The organism is Dyella marensis (genome assembly GCF_049532885.1).
GTDB classification, from domain to species: domain Bacteria; phylum Pseudomonadota; class Gammaproteobacteria; order Xanthomonadales; family Rhodanobacteraceae; genus Dyella_D; species Dyella_D marensis.
In genome coordinates this window covers 4423754-4441556 of the sequence record NZ_CP064029.1, presented here as the reverse complement: position 1 = coordinate 4441556, position 17803 = coordinate 4423754, and the positions used below count along the sequence as shown (strand labels likewise).

Below are 17803 nucleotides of genomic sequence, written 5' to 3'. Positions count from 1 at the left end.
GCGCGCGCCCTGGGGGACAGGGAGGGCGCTGATCCGGCGACCAGCCACCACAGGGGGACAATATGAGCAATCCGTACGAGGCGCCCAAGGCGCCGGTAGGCGACACGCTGCGCAACGATCCGGGCATCGAGCAGGTCGCCAGCGGCCAGAAGCTGGTGATCTACGCGATCCTGGTCTACCTGGCGATCATCCTGGTGCGCGGCGCCGGGGAAACCATCGCCGGCCTGCTGGCCATCGCTTCGCTGGTGCTGTCGCTGATGGGCATCCTGCGCATCAGCAGCGGGCTGGGTTATGGCACGGGGACGAAGGTGATCCTGGTGATCCTGATGTTCGTACCGCTGGTGGGGTTGATTACGTTGCTGGTGCTTAATGCCAAGGCCACGAATCGGTTGCGGGAGGCGGGGTATAAGGTGGGGTTGTTGGGGGCTAGTCGTTGAGAAAAGGGAAGATTTTTTTGGAGTTGCTGTTGTTTTAGGACTGCCCCTAGAGGGAGAAAATCATGGATGAGGGTTTGATCACGTTCGACGGCGGGGCCGTCGTGGAAGATTTCGATATAGGGCCGGGGTTGCGGTGCAGCCTCGGTTTTTTTGTGGGTAAAAGTTTTGCTTGCTCGAAGGAACTGGGTATGAAGCGTTGGCTGCTCGCGGTGTTCTGTTGCGTATTCGGATTGATGTCGGTTGCTAACGCGCAGAACTGGAATACGTGGAAGTTGGGTACGCAGGCCAGCAGCTATAACCAGCTGATGTGGTCTGAGGCTGATGCCCGTGCGTTCTGGCAGCCGTATCTGGCGTCGGGTTGGCCGTATGGCGTTCCGACCTGCGTGCCTATCGGGTGGAGGGAACTACCTGAAAATGCGACGCATGGTGTTCATCAGTACACGCGCTACATGATCGGCGAAACAAGTTGTGCCGATTCTTCCGGTCATGCCAGCCTCTATACGGTGGCTACGTATGAGGTCTATACCTGCGACAACAACTCCGTCTGGTCTTACTACAAGCCGTCAGGCGAATGGTTCTGTCGAGAAGGTTATTACCTCACTTTGGCAGGTAGTGAAGCCGATAAAGGGCAGTGCCAATGCGAGCAGGGGCGAGCGGAGACGAAATATCCCATTGAGATGGGCTCCGGGAACATGTCGGAGTCGGCCGTTGACTTCGTGGGCGGCGATGGCGGGTTGACCTACACCCGCTACTACAACAGCAATCCACTGGCTCCCGATCTTGGCAGATATGGCTGGCAGAACGAGTATGCGTCCAGACACATTTACCCTTTAAACAGAAGTCTGAAGTCGTCTCTGCCTAAGGCGACGTTCCGCGCTTCATCGACTTCTTCGGTCTATGGCTCGGCCGAAGAGGCCTGCGTCCAAGGCGTGAGCGATATCGTCCAAGGCATTGGCGGAAGTGCGCCCAACCCCAACTTTGCGGGGGTTACCGCGACATACGCAGGGAGTGGCAAGTGTCAGCTCTCCAATGGAGCGGTGGTTTCGGTGCTCAACACCCTTGGCGCCCTGGCGTACTCGAAGCCCATGGGGGACGCGGCGATTGCTTTCTCCGTCTTCCGTCCCGATGGCCGCTATTACCACTTCGTCTGCTACAACGGTACCTGCTCATCAACTGGCCAGAGCGCCATTTCTCTCGCGGCGACTAGCGCCGGATTCACGCTGACCGCCGAAAATGGCGATGTCGAAAGTTACGACGTGAACGGCAATCTGCTGCAGATCGTCCGGCGTGACGGCTACACAAGAACGGTTGCGACGACGTTTGGACCCAAGTCGGATATGGGCCAGGTCAGCTCCGTGACCGACAGCTACGGGCGAGTGCTGAGCTTCAGCTACTCCACCGCCGGGCTGCTCGATCAGCTCACCTTGCCCGATCAGACGACTGTGCATTACGCGTACGACAGCATCGGCCGCCTGTCTTCCGTGACCTATGCGGATGGAAAGTCGGTCGGCTACAAGTATGAGGCCACGGGTTTCCCTCAAGCTTTGACTGCCTGGGTGGATGAAGCCAACTCCACCTACGCCACCTGGACCTACGACAGCACCACCGGCATGGCGACCGGCAGTGCGCTCAATGGCAATGTGGACACGAGCACCCTGAGTTACAGCGGCGACGTAACCACGGTAACCGACAATCTCGGCGCCCAGCGCACTTATAACTACCAGAGTATTGCCGGTGGCCGGCGGTTGATGTCGGTCAGCGGGCCCGCATGCAAGGAATGCATGGGGCAAAGCATGACCTATGACGCCAATGGCTTTCTGAAGACGGCCAAGGATTGGAATGATGTCACCACCAGCTACGTTTTCAACGCACAAGGCCTGCTCCAGCAGCGCGTTGAGGGCGTACGCCGCGCGGCTGGCTGTCGACTCGCACCGTCCGCGCGAACGCGGACGGCAGTACCTCGCCGAACGATGCCGTCACGCAGATCGGCTACACGCCTTACGGTGCCGTCGCCTCGATCAAGGACCCGGATGGCGTGCAGGTGACCTACACCTATGACGCCGCCCATCGCCTCACCGATATCACCGATGCCCTGGGCAACCGCATTCACTACACGCTGGACGCCGCCGGCAACAAGACCAAGGAAGAAACCTTCGACGCCAGCAACACCCTGCGCCGCTCGCTGGCCCGCAGCTACAACACGCTGGGGCAGCTGACCGGCATCAAGGATGGCCTCAATCGCACGGTCTTCGACGCGAGCTTCAGCGACAGCTACGACGGCAACGGCAACCTCGTGCGTAGCGCCGATGCGCTGGGCATCCAGCGCAAGCAAGGCTACGACGCGCTGAACCGCCTGGTCAGCACGATCGACAACTACAACGGCACCGACACCGCCACGCAAAACACCCAGAGCGTGTTCGCCTATGGCCCGCGCGACGAGCTGCAGGGCGTGAGCGATCCGGATAGCCTGAATACGACGTACGACTACGACGGGCTGGGCAACGCCACCGGTCTGCACAGTCCGGACACCGGTACGTCGACCTACGTTTACGACGCCGCGGGAAATCGCATCCAGGCCACGGATGCAAGGGGCGTGGTCAGCCATAGCACCTACGATGCGCTGAATCGCATTACGGCGACGACCTATCCGACCAGTTCGGCCAACGTCAGCTATCACTATGACGAGGCTGACAGCGTCACCGGTTGTACGGGTTCCCATCCGGCCGGCCGTTTGACCAGCATGGTCGAGACTGCGGTCACCACGGTCTACTGCTATGACCTCCGCGGCAATGTGGTGCAGAAGCGCCAGACCCAAGGCACCAATGTCGATACGGTCAGCTACGCCTATACGCTGGCCGATCGCCTCGCCAGCACTCGCACGCCTGACGGAACATTCATCCAGTACGGCCGCGATGGCTTGGGGCGCATCAATGTGGTCACCGCACAGCTGCCGGGTGCGGGCAGTGTCGGCAACGTGGTAACCAATGTCAGCTACCTGCCGTTCGGTCCTATTGCCAGCTATACGTTGGGTAATGGCCAGACGATCACGCGTAGCTATGACGCTAACTACGCCGTAACGGATGTCGTCAGCCCGGCACTGAATCTGCACTTCGCGCGCGATGCGATGGGCAACATCACGGCGCTGGGTAATGCGTCCGGGGCCAATCCGGCGATCGAGACTTACAACTACGATCCGCTTTATCGCTTGCTGGGACTTAAGGATGCCCAGGGGCAGGCCATGGAGACGTATACCTATAACAAGACGGGCGATCGTCTAAGCAAAGCAAGCAACGGTCTGGCAACGGGAACCTATGGTTATCAGGCGGGTACGCACAGGCTGACGAGCATCGGAAGCAGCGCGCGCACATACGACGCCAACGGCAACACCACGGGTAATGGGACGGGTGGTGACACGTTTGGCTACGGCTACAACGATCGCAATCGCATGACGGTGGTGCAGCGCAATGGCCTGACCGTTGCGAACTACGTCTATAACGCCATGGGGGAGCGTGTGGCCAAAGTGGCCGCGACCAATCAGCGCTTCGCCTACGACGAAGATAGCCAGCTTGCGGGTGAGTACGGTACGACGAGCCGCACCTACGTCTGGCTCGACAACTTGCCAGTGGCTATGGTGGATACCAATGGCGTCACCAGCACTGTGAGTTACGTGCATGCTGATGCGCTGGGCACACCACGTGCAATTACCAATAGCTCGGGTGCTGCGGTTTGGCAGTGGGGCTATAACCTGAATCCGTTTGGCGAAAAGGCTCCTTCAGTCGCTGGAGTCATCTTAAACCTACGGTTCCCAGGGCAATATTACGATACAGAAAGTGGTTTGGTGAGTAATGGAGCCCGGTATTACTGCGCTGAATGTGGCCGTTACAGTGCGAGCGATCCCAGTGGTCTGGCTGGAGGTATGTCGACGTACGCAATCGATCTTAATAATCCTTTGCGGTATTTCGATCCGGATGGACGGCAGGTTGCCGGTACGGTCAATAATGACAGCGTCGACTGGGCTGCACGGGCGCACGCTAACGATGTTGCTTTGGCGTACTTGTTGTTTGGGGTAAATATCGATCAGAAGAATCCGCCGGGTGATGATTCCATACAAACGGTGGTTACGCCTTTCGAATTTATGGCGGCAGGTAAGATTGCCGGCGGTATCTCCGCAGCTTCGAACGGTATCTGTCGAGGAGCTGGTGCTGCGTCCGGACTTGGCGATCTGACTAATGCAGAGGTGGCCCAAATACAAAGAATTGTGAACAAGGCTGGTCGGCCGTTGGAGATAGTGGGTTCTGCAGCAAAGGGTACTAGACGAGGGGTGGGAAGTAAGCTTCCGGTAGGAAAAGGTCCTGGTACTCGGAGTGATATTGATTATATCGCTCCTCCAGGGAGCTTGCCCTATTACGATGGGCTCGGAGGAGGCCTGCCTTCGATTGACTCGGGTACAGGCATAATCCCAGGGTCGGCAAATCCAAGTATTGGTCCGTCAATTCGTTTTGAGCCGTTCGCTCCACCATATGCATCGCCTGGAGGTTAATTATGCTGCACCGATACTGGTTCAGATTTTCAATCGGCAATGCGCCGTCCGTGCTAAATATCGGCTGTGGCATAACTGCCTACGATATGGAGGATGCCGAAAGCTTGTTGCATGAAAGAGTTTTTTCTGTATTTGGTTCAAGGGATGTTCTTGAGGTGATTCCGGATGTCGATATCAATACCCTTGATCAAGGGCACGTGATTCCGAACATGGCGGCCCCGTCAAATAGAGGGGTTTGGTTTCCCAGGTTATAAATTTATTCCAAAGATCCGAGCCAATAAGAGAGTGGGTGGTGTTAAATGCGCTATAGCCGGGCTAAGCTCAATCCTTAGGTTTTTAGGATGACTGCTTGAGGCAATTTAACTACTCTCGTCCCATTTATACTGCGTTTACGGATCCGATCGTATCGAATGGATCACCTCGCTATACCCGACAGGATGTTGATCGTCTCCTAGAGATTTTGCGAAGCAAAGAAACTAGCTTAGAGGGATGCAGAGCACCAGGAGGTGGCAATGGAGGATCTCCAAATTTTCTTACCCCTAACCAAGCTCGTCGCATTCAGAATGCTGCCGATCGCATTGGAAAGCCAATTAATGTCGTGGGGAGTCGAGCGAATGGAACTGCAGGCCCCAACTCGGATTGGGACTATGTGATTGATGCAAATGCTCCAACTCGCAACAGTGTGTCTAAGTCACTGCCTGGCACCGGCAATTTGAGTGAAGGGACTAGACCAAATTTGGATGTCTTCAAAGGTCAGGTTAATCCTGGGCCCCTTATATAGAGTTTGTTCCGAGGTCGCAGCAATGAATAAAATTGAAGTAGAAATTTTTACAGATCAAGGGAATAACGCCGTCCTTCGTCTCCCTAGTAGGAAATTTCCTGGGCTCCTGTTGCAGGGTGACTCGCTTAGGAATTTGGCCGAGTCTGCGGAGCGAGTGGTAGAGCTCTGCGAGGGCGGGGGGGATGAACTTAAGGAGGAGGCCGCGGAACTGGCTGATTCGCTTCGAGGCCTGCTCCGCTGGTACGAGTCGATCGCTGGAATGTAGCTCGAGAACGTAGCCAATCCGGGATAAGCGGTAACCCAGGTAGATTTTCATATTTCATAAGTCAACCTAACCCGTATGCCCGTAGGTTGATTCAGGTTCCTATTTCGGCACACGATCTGAGGGTGCAGAGATGGAAGTATTTCCTGTCGAGATTGCGTTTAAGGATGAGGCAATTTGGCTTGGCTGGGTATCTCCAGAGGAGGGGCATAGTTTTTTTCTAACGAGTAATGGGCTCTTAATTTTTTCGGGTGACAGCAAGGAGGAGCTGGCCCGGGAGGTGGTGAAATCCTTTCCCGATGCTCAGATGGAGGTTGAAACTTTTTTTGATTTTAATCCTGTTTTTGGTGAATTCGACAAGAATGTCATTCTCAAGAACAATTTTGCTCTAGATGCTTGGAATTTGTTGATCGATCTCTACTATACATTTGATAGCGATGGAGCGATTTTTTTCGAATCTAGTGTGGAGGTTTATCGTCGGCTGTTCTCTCAGAGTGAGGCCGCTTTAATGGTCGGTGTTCATGGTGTCGCATTATCTAAAGAGGATATGGAGGTGGTGCGGAAAGTCTTTTTGGAAGGGCTTGAGCTTTTGGCCAAAAAGATTAATGTTGCAAGGTCAGTCCGGAGCCACTAATGCGACAAGCCGGTCGGGCACTAACGGCTCTTTGACCTTCGAATAAGGGGCCGGTGGTAGTTAAGTACAGGCCATTTCTAGCGGAAGCCCTAACTGGTTCCGGACCTTACTCCGGCCGAAAGGATCGCGGTTGCTAATTAGGGATGAAGCTATGTCGAGCACGGCAGTATTGGGGCGCGAGTTCGATGATTCACTTCGAACTGATCTTAAGACTGTTCTGAGTGAGCTCGGAGCGACCTTTGGTCCGGTAAGGTGGGGAGCTGGCGGATCCCAGCAAGTAGAAAGCATGTCGGTACAAGTGCGAGGTCAGTCATTGCTCGTTGAAGCAGAGACCTATGTTGGCCTTTCGATCACGGGGCCTGAGGAATTGGTCGCTGAAGTCGAGAGTATGATCAAAGCTAAACGAGCGTAACGGTATTCCGCTTTACGCAGATCACCGCGAAGACGCTAACGTTGAATGTCGAGAAGCTGGCGATCTCGACTGATTCGTCCAGGGAGATAGACGTGATCAAGAACTTCGACATGGCCAAACAGATCAGCGACCTCATGATCGCCATCTCCCAGCAGATCAACGACAGCATCTTCGACGTGCAGGAGTGCTGCTCCGACGAGGAATTCAGAACCTACCGGCTGGCTGCGGCGAAAGTGATGGGGGAGGCTTATCTTGAAGTGCTGAAGCCCATTTACCTCGAGCATCCATCTCTTGAGCCAGAGGGGCTGCGCCGCAGGTAATGCTCGTGATCGGGCGAGAAGTGGCTCCCGCCCGCACCCTTACGCATACCACGCAAGGAACATATCCACCGCGGATTCGGCCACGCGCTTGCGCTCCTTCGGCTTTAGCGGTGGCTGGCCCAGGGTGATCTGCGGCCAGAAGGCGAAGGTCTTCACCATGCCTTGCAATTGGTGCGCGGCGAAATCCGGGTCGCTGATCTTCAGGCGCCCGTCCTTGGCGGCGGCGCGCAACCACACCGTCAGCCCTTCCTCGCGCTCATTCATCCTCACCACCATCGCCTGCGCCCGCTCCGGCGAATGAATCGCCGCAGCAATCGCCACGCGCGCCAGCGAGACGAACGCCTCGCCGTGCAGCAGGCGCATCTTGTGGCCCACCAGTTCCAGCAGCTGGTCGCGTAGCGGGAGGTCGGGGCGGTAGACCAGCTCTTCGCCCTCCCGGCTCGCCTCCCACAGCTGGTGCATGATCTCGATGAACAGCACTTCCTTGCTGGGAAAGTGGTTGTAGACCGTGCGCTTGGAGACTTCGGCGCGGGCGGCGATGCGGTCCATGCTGGTGGCTTCGTAGCCGGCGGAGCGGAACTCGTCGATGGCGGCCTCCAGGATAGCGGCGCGCTTGAGGTCGGTGAGGCGGGTGGGGCGTGTCGGGGTCGGCATGCCCGGATTTTACACTGATGGGTTTACATTTGCCTCGCGGAGAAATTACACTGCTCGGTGTAGTTTCCTCTCCCGTCCCCCTGAACCCGGGAAATCCCTATGAAGATCGTGCTGGGCCTGCTCGCCCTCGCCATCATCCTGGCCACGCTGGCCAGCCGCCGCGCGCGTGCCGCGCTGGGCGGCTACGAGGCCTCGCCGCAGCGCGGCGGCGACCGTTTCCGCAACCCGCGTCCGCGCCCGCCGGAAGGCCTGGGCAAGATGCTGCGGATCATCTGGAACATGATGCTGTACAAGCCCAAGGACGCGGTGCCGGACGTGCCGCTGCCGGTGCAGCGCCTCACCCGCGCGCAGCTGGAAGCCGCGCCGGACCGCAGCCTGTATCGCCTGGGCCATTCCACCCTGCTGCTGAAACTGCGCGGCGGTTTCTGGATCACCGATCCGGTGTTCGCCGAACGCGCCTCGCCGTTCTCGTGGATGGGCCCGAAGCGTTTCCACGCGCCGCCGATCGCGTTGCAGGACCTGCCGCCGCTGCGCGGCGTGGTGCTCTCGCACGATCATTACGACCATCTCGACCGCGGCACCATCGAATTCCTCGCCGACCGCGCCGAGGTGTTCCTCACCCCGCTCGGCGTGGGCGACCGCCTTGTGTCCTGGGGCGTGGATGCGGGCAAGGTCCGCCAGCTCGACTGGTGGCAGGAAACCGAAGTGGACGGAATGCGCTTCGTCGCCACGCCGGCCCAGCATTTCTCCGGCCGCGGCCTGTTCGACGGCGACAAGACGCTATGGGCCTCGTGGGCCGTCATCGACGGCGACCTGCGCGTGTTCTTCAGCGGCGACACCGGCTATTTCGACGGCTTCAAGGCGATCGGCGAGCGCCTCGGCCCGTTCGACGTCACCTTTATCGAAACCGGCGCCTACGACGCGCAATGGCCCTACGTGCACATGCAGCCGGCCGACTCGGTGCAGGCGCACCAGGACCTGCGCGGCCGCTGGATGATGCCGATCCACAACGGCACCTTCGACCTGGCCATGCACCGCTGGCAGGACCCGTTCGAGCAGGTGACGGCGCTGGCCGCCGAACGCGGCGTTGCCTTGTCCACCCCGCGCATGGGCGAGCGCCTGGACCTGGCCGCACCGCACGCGGGCGAACGCTGGTGGCGTTTGTTCGAAGCGCCCGCCAAGCGTCCCGCGCCGCTGCTGTCCGCGGCGGGCCACGACGCACGCTGAGCGTTCAGCAGGCGACGGCGCGCTCGTTCAGTGCGTCGTCGTCTTCGCGATGGAACACATCGCCGCCGTCGGGAAACTCCAGCACCATCCGCGGCGCGCGCTGCATCCACCTGGCCGTTTCCTGCTGCACGCCAAGCACTCCGGCCATGGCGCGCCGGTCCACCGCGCGGCTGCGCCGGCGGCGGTCGACATGGGCGAAGCGCAGGTAGTTGTAGGATGACCAGGCCAGCATCACCACTGCGCACAGCGCCGCCAGCAACAGCAGCCTGGCCAGGTCCTGCCCGCCGTGGCCGTGCTCGCGCACCACCATCTCGACGTAGCCCAGGCGCACGCCCAGCGCCCACGCCAGCATGGTCGCCAGCGGCAGCCACAGCGAGATCCAAGCCATCCATGCCATCAGCGTGGCGGTGGTGAACAGCAGGCGGCGCGCGGGGTGCTGGCGCTCGGGGCGGTGGATCACGATCGCTTCGGCTTTCATCGTATGCCTCGGTCGGGGCTGACCCATACCGCGCGCGTGCCCTTGCGCTTGAGCAGCGCCTTCGGCAGGGCCGCCACAGTGGTGGCGGTGCTCAGCAGCCAGTAGGTCAGCGGATACCAGATCATCCAGTAGTAATTGCGGCCCACGCGTGTTTCGTAGCGGCGGTCGATCAGCGTGCTGATGCCGAACTGCAGCAGGCACACAATGCCCAGCACCACGCCATGCCATTGCGGCAGCAGGCTGGCGATATGCAGGGCCGGCGGCAGCGCGGCGAACTTGCCCAGCAGCCACAGCGTCACGATGGCCAGCATCACGTAGGCCCACACCAGGCTCAGCAGGTATTCCAGCGCCACCGGCCACATGCGGCGGCGGCGCCAGCGCAGCAGTTCCGGCAGGTAGCGCAGGGTCACTTCCACGCCGCCCTGCGCCCAGCGCAGGCGCTGCTTCCAAAGGCCGCGCAGGGTTTCCGGCATCAGGATCCAGCACAGCGCATTCGGCTCGTAGCGGATGTCCCAGTGGCGCATCTGCAGGCGCCAGCTGATGTCGATGTCCTCGGTCACCATGTCGGTGTTCCAGTAGCCGACGTCGTGCAGCGCGCTGCGGCGGAAACAGGCGATCACGCCGGACACGGTGAACACGCGGCCATACACGCGCTGCGCGCGCTTGATCAGCCCGATGATCGAAGAGAACTCGCCCACCTGCAGCTTGCCCAGCAAGGTGGAGCGGTTGCGGATGCGCGGATTGCCGGTGACCGCGCCCACCCGCGGGCTGCTCACCATATGGCTGACCAGCCAGTGCGTGGCGTAGTCGTCCAGCAGTGCATCGCCATCCACGCAGACCAGGAAATCGCCGCGTGCCGCCATCGCCGCCATGCGCAGGCCCATCGCCTTGCCCTGGTTGCTGGCGAAATGGATCACCCGCAGCCGCGGATACTGCTTCTGCAGTTCGTCGAGCTGGGCGCCGGTGTCGTCGGTGGAGCCGTCGTTGACCGCGATGATCTCGAAGTGCGGATAACGCTGCGCATCGAGGTGGGCGATGGTCTCGCGCACCTGTTCGCCTTCGTTATGGCAGGGCACGATCAGGGTGACGAAGGGTGCGTGCGGCAGCGCGGGCGGTTCCACGCGCAGCGGTTCGCCGCGTTCCCAGCGCAGGTAATAGATCAGCCCGCCGCTCATCCACACGAAGGACATCAGCAGCGGGTAGTAGAAGGCGTAGTCCAGCAGGACGTCCATGATCTCGCGCATGCGGCCTCACGGTTCCCGGTAGGGATGTTCGGCGGCGGAGATATACGGTCGGATCGCTTCCAGCGCGGGCCGGCCGGCGACGAAGTCGTCCGGGTAGTAGCCGAGGTGGCGCGCGCCCTGCGCCTGCAGCAGGCGCAGCCGCGCACCCAGCACGTCGGCAGGCACCGGCTTGCCGCCGGTGCGCCAGTCGGCGGTGGCCAGCTCGAATACGGTGCGGTCCATGCCGCGCGGCTGCGCGGCGACGGCGGCGGCCAGGCGCTTGAACCAGGCGTCGGTGGCCGGCTCCTGGTCGAGCTGCGGCATGGCCATCAGCGCGGTGTAGTCGTAGGCGGCGTTGAAGGCGGCCAGGCTTTGCGCGAACCAGGCTTCGGAGGTCGGTTGCAGCACGGGGCGCGCGTAGAGATTGCGCGCGGTCTTCAGCTGCGCGCGCCATTGCCGCGCGCGGTCGGCCAGTTCGCGGGTGAAGCCGATCAGGTATTGCGTGCGCTGCGCCGGCGTGTCCGATGCGAGCGGGCCGAGCGCATCGGTGTCGCGCAGGTAGGCGTCGTCGGAGAACAGCAGGCCGGTCATGCCGCCGTGCATGGCGAGGTCTTCGTAGACGTCGCCGATCAATGCGCGCACGCGCGGATCCCACGGCGCCAGGCGATAGTGATCGCCATCCTTGCCGCGGCCCAGCGCCGGCAAGTCTTTCGCCTGCGGAAAACGGAACGCCAGCACCGGCATCCATGCATACACCTCCACCTCGCAGCGCGTACGCAGCTGCCAGGCCACGCGGGCGAACAGGTCGGCGCGCATGGGCAGGTGGCGGTTGGGGAAGTACACGGCGTCGGCCACGCCATCGCCATCCGGATCGGCGTACGCCTGCAGCCACACCTGGGAAGGCTTGAGCCGGCGGATACGGTCGAGCAGGGCGGAGAGGTTCTTTTCCTGCTGCGCGGGATCGGCGTCGTAGACGTAGTCCAGGTCCACCTGCACCACGCGCTGCGCATCGATCGCACGCTGGCGGTAGATCAGCGCAGCCAGGCCCTGCACGCCAGTGTCGTCGGAGATCAGCAGGCGCGGGATATTGAGCCCTTCCGCCAGCTGCACCGGCTCATCGTCCAGGCTGAGCGAGACATCCATGCCCAGCGCGGCCGCTTCGCCCTGCGCGATGCGGTTGTATGCGCCATACGGCCACACGATGGCCCGCGGGCGCCGGCCGGTGTGCTGGGCGATCTCGTCGGCGCTGTGCGCCAGGTCGGCGCGGATGCGTGCGCGGTAAGCCTCGGGGCTTTCGTAGCCGCTCTTCGGGTCGTAGGCCAGGCTGATCGCCGCCGGCATCAGGTTGCCCTGCGGATTGGCGAGCACGCCCTGGTGCAGGTCGTCGGTATGCGAGGCGATTTCCACCAGGCCGGAGGCGCGCATTTCCCGCACCTGCGTCCAGCTGACGAAGCATTCGCGCCCGCAGCTCTCGCCGTTGTAGTCGAAGCGCTTGCCTTCCGGCAGATCCATCCAGGAGTTCTCCACGGCAAACAGCGCGGGGTAGCCATAGGCGCGCAGCAGCGGGAAAACGCGGGTGTAGAAGCTGATCAGGCCGTCGTCGAAGGTGAGCAGCACGGCCTTCGGCGGCAGCGCGCGTTCGCCGCGGCGCGCGGCGATCACGTCGTCCAGGCTCACCATGCGGAAACCGTTGGCGCGCAGCCATTCGAAGTGGGCGATCAAGTGGTCGGTGCTGATCGCGGTGCTGTCGCGGCGGCCGGCGTCGCGGATATCGTCGCGCACGTCGTGGTAGTTCAAGACGATGAGCGGCGGCAACGGCGCGCGCGCGGGCACGGGGCCGGACACCGCGGCAAGGCGGTCCACAGCGCCGGCCGCAGGTGCGGCCAGGGCGAGCAGCAGAAGCAGGGCGTGGCGCCAGCGCGGCATGGTCATTCGCCCCAATGCACGGTGAGGTCGAGCATCACGCGGTTGTCGCGCTTGCCGTCATAAGGCTGGCTGTTCCAGCCGATGCCCCAGCCGAAGGCGAGGCCGCCGCGCGGCGCCCAGCGCTGGCCGTAGTGCGCGCTCGCCATCCAGCCGCTGCCGTAGCGGCATTCGTCGTAGCTGCCGAAGGACAGCTCCAGCCGATGGCTCCAGCTGCGCTCGTAGCGCTGGTAAAGCAGGTTTTCCAGGCGTCCGGTGAACGCGGCCCAGCGCGCGCACGAGGGGCTGTAATAGGGCACGTCGCTGCGCGAGTTGCGCGTGGCGCCGGCCTGCAGTCCGCCGTCCACGGTGAACCACGCCGCGGTGTAGGCGCGCTGCGTCCACGCCGCTTCCCAGCCGTAGCGCCGGTTGCCGTCGCTGTAGCGGTCGGCGCTGGCGCTGAGCTTGATCGCGCTCAGCTCGCTGGCGCGCCATTGCGCCGACGCGTCGAGCGCATGCGCGGCGATGCCGTAGTAGTGCGCGCGCAGCGGCACGTCGGCGTCGCCGGTGTTGCTCCAGTCCAGCGCATAGGTCCAGTGATCGTCCGGCAGCCAGCGCAGGCCGGCTTCCACCGCGGTGCGGCGGGTGGCGCCGCCCACGGCGGGCAGCAGCTGCACATAGGCTTCCAGCCCGCGCGCATAGCCGCGCAGGCCGACACCGAGGCGTTCGCGCTGCGCGTGGCCTTCCGGCAGGTTGGCAAAGGCCAGGCGGGTGATGCCGTAGAGGCGCCAGCGGTCGTCGAGCAGCGGGCTTTGCAGGGTGGCCTGGGTCTCGTGGTCGGCATCGCCGAAGTTGGGCGAGCCGCCGCGGCCGCGATCGTGTTCCAGGTCGAACTGCCAGCCGCGCTGGCGATCCCAGGCCTTGCGGGCCACTTGCACCTGCGGCTCGCGCGGCACCACGGCTTCCAGTTCGCGCATGGCCGGTTCCACGTGCGGGAAGTCGTTCAAATCGCGCCAGCCTTCGATGGCGCCGAGGCGGATCGAGGTGTCGTCCGGGTCCAGGCCCGCCGCGCCCATCAGCGTGTTTTCCGCGCGGCGCGGCCAGCCGCGCGCGCGTTCCACGTCGGCCAGCTGGTTCCACACCGGCGCGTTGGCCGGGCCTTCCGCGCGCAGCGTGTGCAGGCGCTGCCAGGCTTCGCGATAGAGCCAGGTTTCCTGGCGCACCAGGGCGGCGGCCAGATCGGCCTCGGTCTTGTGCGGATTGGCGCGCGGTCGCAGGGAACCGGGCGAAGGCAGCCACGCCGGTTCCCTGGCGGCGACGCCGTCGATCCACTGCCGCGCCTGGCGATGGCGGCCGGCTTCGAGATAAGCATGGGCGAGGCCGATACGCGGATCGGCTTCATCTTCGGAATACGGGCCGGAGTGCGCCTGCGCCGCCGCTTCGTAGAGCGGAATGGCCTGCTCCGGCTGGCGCTGCAGCAGCAGGGCATCGGCGACCGGCGTGTCGGCATAGGCCGGCAGCGCGCTGCCGCGGCGGCTCAGCGTGCGATAGGCGTCGACGGCTTCGGCACTGCGCGAGGCGCGTGCCAGGGCGATCATGCGGTCGGCCGCGGCGATCGCATCGTCGGCGGACGACTCGCCGCGCACGCTCAGCGCGCGGTCGGCTTCCACATAGGGATGGCGCGTGTCGGCAGGCAGTGCCTGCGCCCAGCGCGCCTGGTGCGCGGCAGCGTCGGCTTGGAGCCGGGCCAGTTCGGCGGCGGGCAGCGGGGTGGACAACTGCTGCGCCAGTTCCAGCGCGCGGCCGGCGGCGCCGAGTTCGGCCAGCAGCGCGATGCGCAGGCGCTGCGCGTCCGCATCGGCGGGCCAGCGCAGCAGCAGGTCTTCGCAGGCGGCCAGCGCCTCGAGGCGATGGCCGGCTTCGTGCTGCGAGCGTGCGCGCGACAGCAGCTCGTCGCGCGCATTCGCCGGGCTTGCATGCAGGGAGGCGCCGCCGAGCGCGAAAGCCAGCGTAGCCAGCGCCGCGCACCCCGCGCCGCGGCCGGTCCTGGCTGGCGCGGAACGGTCGCGTTGTCGGGGCGGTACTGGATACATGGCTGCGCTGCTGCTGTGGCGCTCGTCGGACGGCGCCGGCCGGTGGCCTTGGGGACGCATTCGCGTCGTGCGCGGGTCGAGCGGCATCGAAAAGTTTCCAGACAGGCCGCGCCGGGGTAGAGCGCGGCCTGCCTCCGACACAGGGTCGACGCATGACGTCCGTGGCATGCGGGAAGGCATCTGGCGAGCCGTGTCGTCTGCCCTGGACCACCGTAGCGGTCGTGGGCCGGTCGCCGGTGAGGAAGAGTTTTCCCGGATCGGTACCCCGGCGGAATCAGAAAAGTCCTAGGCAACGAACATCGCAAAGAGCAGGCATTTCAGAGAAATCCCATGGATGCCGCGCTTGCGTGCGTGCTGCAATTTTCATGCAGCCGCGGATTGCGCCGCGCCTGGTCCGCATGGTCCTCAACAAGGTGCCCGTCATGAACTTTCCCAACACGTACCAAGCCCCTGCATTGACCCGCAAGAACCAGCGCAACCTGATCCGCGTCGCCCTGCTCGACGACCACGAATTCATCCTCAAGGGCCTGGTCTCGCACCTGCGCCAGGTCAGCGCGGTCACCGTGGTGGGCAGCCACCAGTGCAGCCGCACCTTGCGCACCATGCTGGCCGAGATTCCGGTGGACGTGGTGCTGCTGGACTACGCGCTGGGCCAGGACGACCTCGACGGCATGGCCCTGGTCAAGGCGCTGCGCTCGCGCTATCCGGAGCTGCGCATCCTGGTGGTGTCGGGGCACTGCCAGCGGGTCACCGTGAACATGCTGCTGCGCGAAGGCGCCAACGGCTTCTTCGCCAAGCACCAGCCGGCCGCGGAGATGGCCGACGCCATCGCCCGCGTGGTGGCCGGCGAAACCTATCTGCCGCCGTTCCTGGCCAAGGCGCTGCCGACGCGCCGGCAATCGCCGCTGTCGCCGCGCGAGTGGGAGGTGGTGCGCTGTTTCCTGGACGGCATGTCGGTGAGCCAGATCGCCATCAAGTTCAATCGCAGCCTGAAGACCATCAGCACGCAGAAGTCCACCGCCTACAAGAAGCTGGGCATTTTGAGCGATGCGGAGCTGTTCAAGATGCGCGAACACGTGCTGCAGGCGCGCAATGCGGCGTAGAGCGTCGTCCGCCGCCACCTACGCGATGGGGCGCTGCGATGCGCTGGCCGTGGCGCGCGCCTGCGTGCAGGCGCAGGCACGCCGGCTGCGCAAGATGGGTATCGATGCCGGCATCGAGCTGCCCTGCGGCGCCTTGCCCTGGCTGAGCCTCGACGAGCCCCGCCTGCGCCAGCTGCTGGATCTGGCGCTGGAAGGCGTCGCCCTGCGCGCGGGCGCGGGCAGCGTCCAGCTCGCGCTGTGGCGCGGGACGTCGCACGAGGGGGCGTTCCGGCTGCGCGTGGAGGCCTATGCGGACGATCCGGCGGCGGGTTCTTCATTCGAGCTCGATGTCGCCGGCAGCGAGGCGACCGAGGCGCCCGTACCGCCCGTGGGGCGGGAGCGCGCGCTGCTGGTCGAGGATCATCCCGCGCGCCGCCGCATCCTGGCCGCGCAGTTCGCCCGGCTGGGCGTGGCGTGCGATACGGCGGCGGACGCATCGGTCGCCGGCGCCTCCATCGCCGGGCACTACGGGCTGGTGTGGCTGGGCGGCGCGGCCGCGGTCGACCGCGTGGCGCTGGTCACCTCGCTGCGCCTGCTGGAGCGCAAGGACGGCCATGCGCCGGCGCGCATCGCCGGCTTGCGCAACGTCGCCGTATCGCCCGCACCGGCGCCGGCGGATATCGATGCCTGGGTCGAGTGGCCCTGGTCGCTGGACGAACTGCAGCGGTTCTGCACGGGCACGCCGCCGCAGGAGAACGAAGCTGTCGCCGTGTTCTTCCGCGAAGGCCTGCGCGATGCGGCGGCGATCCGCGCCGCGCTGGCGGCGGCGGACTGGCCGGCGGTGGTGCGCCATGCGCATCGCATCAAGGGCGGCACCGTGGTGCTGGGCGAGCACGACGTCTGCGCGCTGGCCGCGCGGATCGAGTCCGCCGCGCGCCGCACCGTGCCGGACCCCATACGGCTGCAGCGCCTGCTGTCGGTGCTGGAAGACGCGCTGCGCTGCGCGTCGATCTGACGGTTTCCCGGCCTAGCCGTTCCTGCCGGCGGCGACCATGGCCGGCAGGCGCCGGCGCGCCACCGCGCCGATGCCGGCGATCAGCAGGCGCGACAGCAGGGCCATGTCCGGCGGCAGCTGGCGGCGGCGCACGTCCAGCAGCAGGGCGATGCGCCACTGGTCGCTGTCGTTCCATACCTCGTGCGGGAAGGTGTCGTCCCACAGCATGGCGTCGCCCTCGCCGATGCGGTAATCGCGGTCGGCCAGCCGCAGCACCGCGGCCGGCTGGCCGTCTTCGCGCACCGGCACCGACAGGCCCAGCTGGTAGCGCAGCACGCCCTTGAATGGTCCGCGGTGCCGCGGGATGTGCTTGTGCGGGGCCAGGAACGAAAGCGTCGCCGAGAGCACGTCCGGCGAGGTGCGTACCAGTTCGCCCAGGAGGGGGCAGGCGGCCATGTGTTCGTCCACGTCGTTGCCGTAGACCTTGAGCAGGTACATGCGCCAGTCGTGGCCGTCGTTGTCGGAGATGGCGCGCTGCTCGGCCATCAGCTCGTGGAAGCGCGGCACCGCCTGCAGGTGCGTGGTGAGCGCCAGCGCCTCGTCGCGCAGCGCCGTCCAGGCGTCGGCGAAGCGCTGGCCGTCGGGAAAGCGTTCGGCCAGGTCGAGTACCGGCGGGGTGCCGACGCGGGCGTCGTAGAGTGCGCGCAGCGCTTGCGACGAGAGGTCGTACAGGCGGCTCATGGCGGCGATGGTTTCCGTGCCCT

15 protein-coding genes are annotated in these 17803 nt (G+C 64.0%); 9 read left to right on the top strand and 6 right to left on the bottom strand.

Annotated features, from left to right (window positions below; all coding sequences use genetic code 11):
* Positions 1-62 precede the first annotated feature (62 nt).
* The 6 genes from ISN75_RS19420 (at position 63) to ISN75_RS19395 (ending at position 7386) form a co-directional block, all read left to right on the top strand.
* Positions 63-437 (top strand): hypothetical protein, encoded by a 375-nt coding sequence (locus ISN75_RS19420; protein ID WP_343817674.1) that lies wholly within the window; start codon positions 63-65, stop codon positions 435-437.
* Between the two features lie 62 nt (positions 438-499).
* Complete coding sequence (locus ISN75_RS19415) at positions 500-2482, top strand: hypothetical protein (RefSeq protein ID WP_343817672.1); 1983 nt, start codon at positions 500-502, stop codon at positions 2480-2482.
* A complete protein-coding gene (locus ISN75_RS19410) occupies positions 2479-4977 on the top strand; it encodes an RHS repeat-associated core domain-containing protein (protein WP_343817671.1) in 2499 nt (832 codons plus the stop codon). Before ISN75_RS19415 ends, ISN75_RS19410 begins: the two co-directional genes overlap by 4 nt.
* A gap of 740 nt (positions 4978-5717) precedes the next feature.
* On the top strand, positions 5718-6023 hold the full coding sequence (locus tag ISN75_RS19405; RefSeq protein ID WP_423385095.1) for a DUF6959 family protein: 306 nt from the start codon (positions 5718-5720) through the stop codon (positions 6021-6023).
* A gap of 130 nt (positions 6024-6153) precedes the next feature.
* The gene (locus ISN75_RS19400; protein WP_343817669.1) at positions 6154-6654 is read left to right on the top strand and encodes a hypothetical protein; all 501 of its coding nucleotides are present in this window, start codon (positions 6154-6156) and stop codon (positions 6652-6654) included.
* 504 nt (positions 6655-7158) lie between these two features.
* Positions 7159-7386: a hypothetical protein gene (locus ISN75_RS19395; protein ID WP_343817667.1), complete on the top strand. Its 228-nt coding sequence runs from the start codon at positions 7159-7161 to the stop codon at positions 7384-7386.
* A gap of 39 nt (positions 7387-7425) precedes the next feature.
* Here ISN75_RS19395 and ISN75_RS19390 read toward each other — a convergent pair whose 3' ends face one another.
* Positions 7426-8040, bottom strand: a complete 615-nt coding sequence (locus tag ISN75_RS19390; RefSeq protein ID WP_343817665.1) for a TetR/AcrR family transcriptional regulator — start codon at positions 8038-8040, stop codon at positions 7426-7428.
* A gap of 99 nt (positions 8041-8139) precedes the next feature.
* Here ISN75_RS19390 and ISN75_RS19385 point away from each other — a divergent pair, with 99 nt between their 5' ends.
* Positions 8140-9267: an MBL fold metallo-hydrolase gene (locus tag ISN75_RS19385; RefSeq protein WP_343817663.1), complete on the top strand. Its 1128-nt coding sequence runs from the start codon at positions 8140-8142 to the stop codon at positions 9265-9267.
* A gap of 4 nt (positions 9268-9271) precedes the next feature.
* Here ISN75_RS19385 and pgaD read toward each other — a convergent pair whose 3' ends face one another.
* From pgaD to pgaA, 4 genes are read right to left on the bottom strand one after another with little or no spacing between them, the layout of a single operon-like run.
* A complete protein-coding gene (gene pgaD, locus ISN75_RS19380) occupies positions 9272-9745 on the bottom strand; it encodes a poly-beta-1,6-N-acetyl-D-glucosamine biosynthesis protein PgaD (protein ID WP_343817661.1) in 474 nt (157 codons plus the stop codon).
* A complete protein-coding gene (pgaC, locus tag ISN75_RS19375; RefSeq protein WP_343817659.1) occupies positions 9742-10989 on the bottom strand; it encodes a poly-beta-1,6-N-acetyl-D-glucosamine synthase in 1248 nt (415 codons plus the stop codon). The genes pgaD and pgaC overlap by 4 nt, the downstream gene beginning before the upstream one ends.
* Positions 10990-10995: 6 nt before the next feature.
* Positions 10996-12894, bottom strand: a complete 1899-nt coding sequence (pgaB, locus tag ISN75_RS19370) for a poly-beta-1,6-N-acetyl-D-glucosamine N-deacetylase PgaB (RefSeq protein ID WP_343817657.1) — start codon at positions 12892-12894, stop codon at positions 10996-10998.
* 2 nt (positions 12895-12896) lie between these two features.
* On the bottom strand, positions 12897-14963 hold the full coding sequence (gene pgaA, locus ISN75_RS19365; RefSeq protein ID WP_343817655.1) for a poly-beta-1,6 N-acetyl-D-glucosamine export porin PgaA: 2067 nt from the start codon (positions 14961-14963) through the stop codon (positions 12897-12899).
* Positions 14964-15385: 422 nt separating this feature from the next.
* Here pgaA and ISN75_RS19360 point away from each other — a divergent pair, with 422 nt between their 5' ends.
* Positions 15386-16066: a response regulator transcription factor gene (locus ISN75_RS19360; RefSeq protein ID WP_208399927.1), complete on the top strand. Its 681-nt coding sequence runs from the start codon at positions 15386-15388 to the stop codon at positions 16064-16066.
* The gene (locus ISN75_RS19355; protein WP_167258621.1) at positions 16056-17060 is read left to right on the top strand and encodes an Hpt domain-containing protein; all 1005 of its coding nucleotides are present in this window, start codon (positions 16056-16058) and stop codon (positions 17058-17060) included. Before ISN75_RS19360 ends, ISN75_RS19355 begins: the two co-directional genes overlap by 11 nt.
* A gap of 12 nt (positions 17061-17072) precedes the next feature.
* Here ISN75_RS19355 and ISN75_RS19350 read toward each other — a convergent pair whose 3' ends face one another.
* Positions 17073-17780, bottom strand: coding sequence for an aspartyl/asparaginyl beta-hydroxylase domain-containing protein (locus tag ISN75_RS19350; protein ID WP_168648212.1), 708 nt, complete (start codon positions 17778-17780; stop codon positions 17073-17075).
* Positions 17781-17803: the final 23 nt, after the last annotated feature.

What these genes read in the sequence shown, in the direction of transcription:
- ISN75_RS19420 (WP_343817674.1), top strand. Translation starts at nt 63, where the DNA reads ATGAGCAATCCGTACGAGGCGCCCAAGGCGCCGGTAGGCGACACGCTG.
- ISN75_RS19415 (WP_343817672.1), top strand. Translation starts at nt 500, where the DNA reads ATGGATGAGGGTTTGATCACGTTCGACGGCGGGGCCGTCGTGGAAGAT.
- ISN75_RS19405 (WP_423385095.1), top strand. Translation starts at nt 5,718, where the DNA reads ATGTCTTCAAAGGTCAGGTTAATCCTGGGCCCCTTATATAGAGTTTGT.
- ISN75_RS19400 (WP_343817669.1), top strand. Translation starts at nt 6,154, where the DNA reads ATGGAAGTATTTCCTGTCGAGATTGCGTTTAAGGATGAGGCAATTTGG.
- ISN75_RS19390 (WP_343817665.1), bottom strand. Translation starts at nt 8,040, where the DNA reads ATGCCGACCCCGACACGCCCCACCCGCCTCACCGACCTCAAGCGCGCC.
- ISN75_RS19385 (WP_343817663.1), top strand. Translation starts at nt 8,140, where the DNA reads ATGAAGATCGTGCTGGGCCTGCTCGCCCTCGCCATCATCCTGGCCACG.
- pgaD (WP_343817661.1), bottom strand. Translation starts at nt 9,745, where the DNA reads ATGAAAGCCGAAGCGATCGTGATCCACCGCCCCGAGCGCCAGCACCCC.
- pgaC (WP_343817659.1), bottom strand. Translation starts at nt 10,989, where the DNA reads ATGCGCGAGATCATGGACGTCCTGCTGGACTACGCCTTCTACTACCCG.
- pgaB (WP_343817657.1), bottom strand. Translation starts at nt 12,894, where the DNA reads ATGCCGCGCTGGCGCCACGCCCTGCTTCTGCTGCTCGCCCTGGCCGCA.
- pgaA (WP_343817655.1), bottom strand. Translation starts at nt 14,963, where the DNA reads ATGTATCCAGTACCGCCCCGACAACGCGACCGTTCCGCGCCAGCCAGG.
- ISN75_RS19360 (WP_208399927.1), top strand. Translation starts at nt 15,386, where the DNA reads ATGAACTTTCCCAACACGTACCAAGCCCCTGCATTGACCCGCAAGAAC.
- ISN75_RS19355 (WP_167258621.1), top strand. Translation starts at nt 16,056, where the DNA reads ATGCGGCGTAGAGCGTCGTCCGCCGCCACCTACGCGATGGGGCGCTGC.
- ISN75_RS19350 (WP_168648212.1), bottom strand. Translation starts at nt 17,780, where the DNA reads ATGAGCCGCCTGTACGACCTCTCGTCGCAAGCGCTGCGCGCACTCTAC.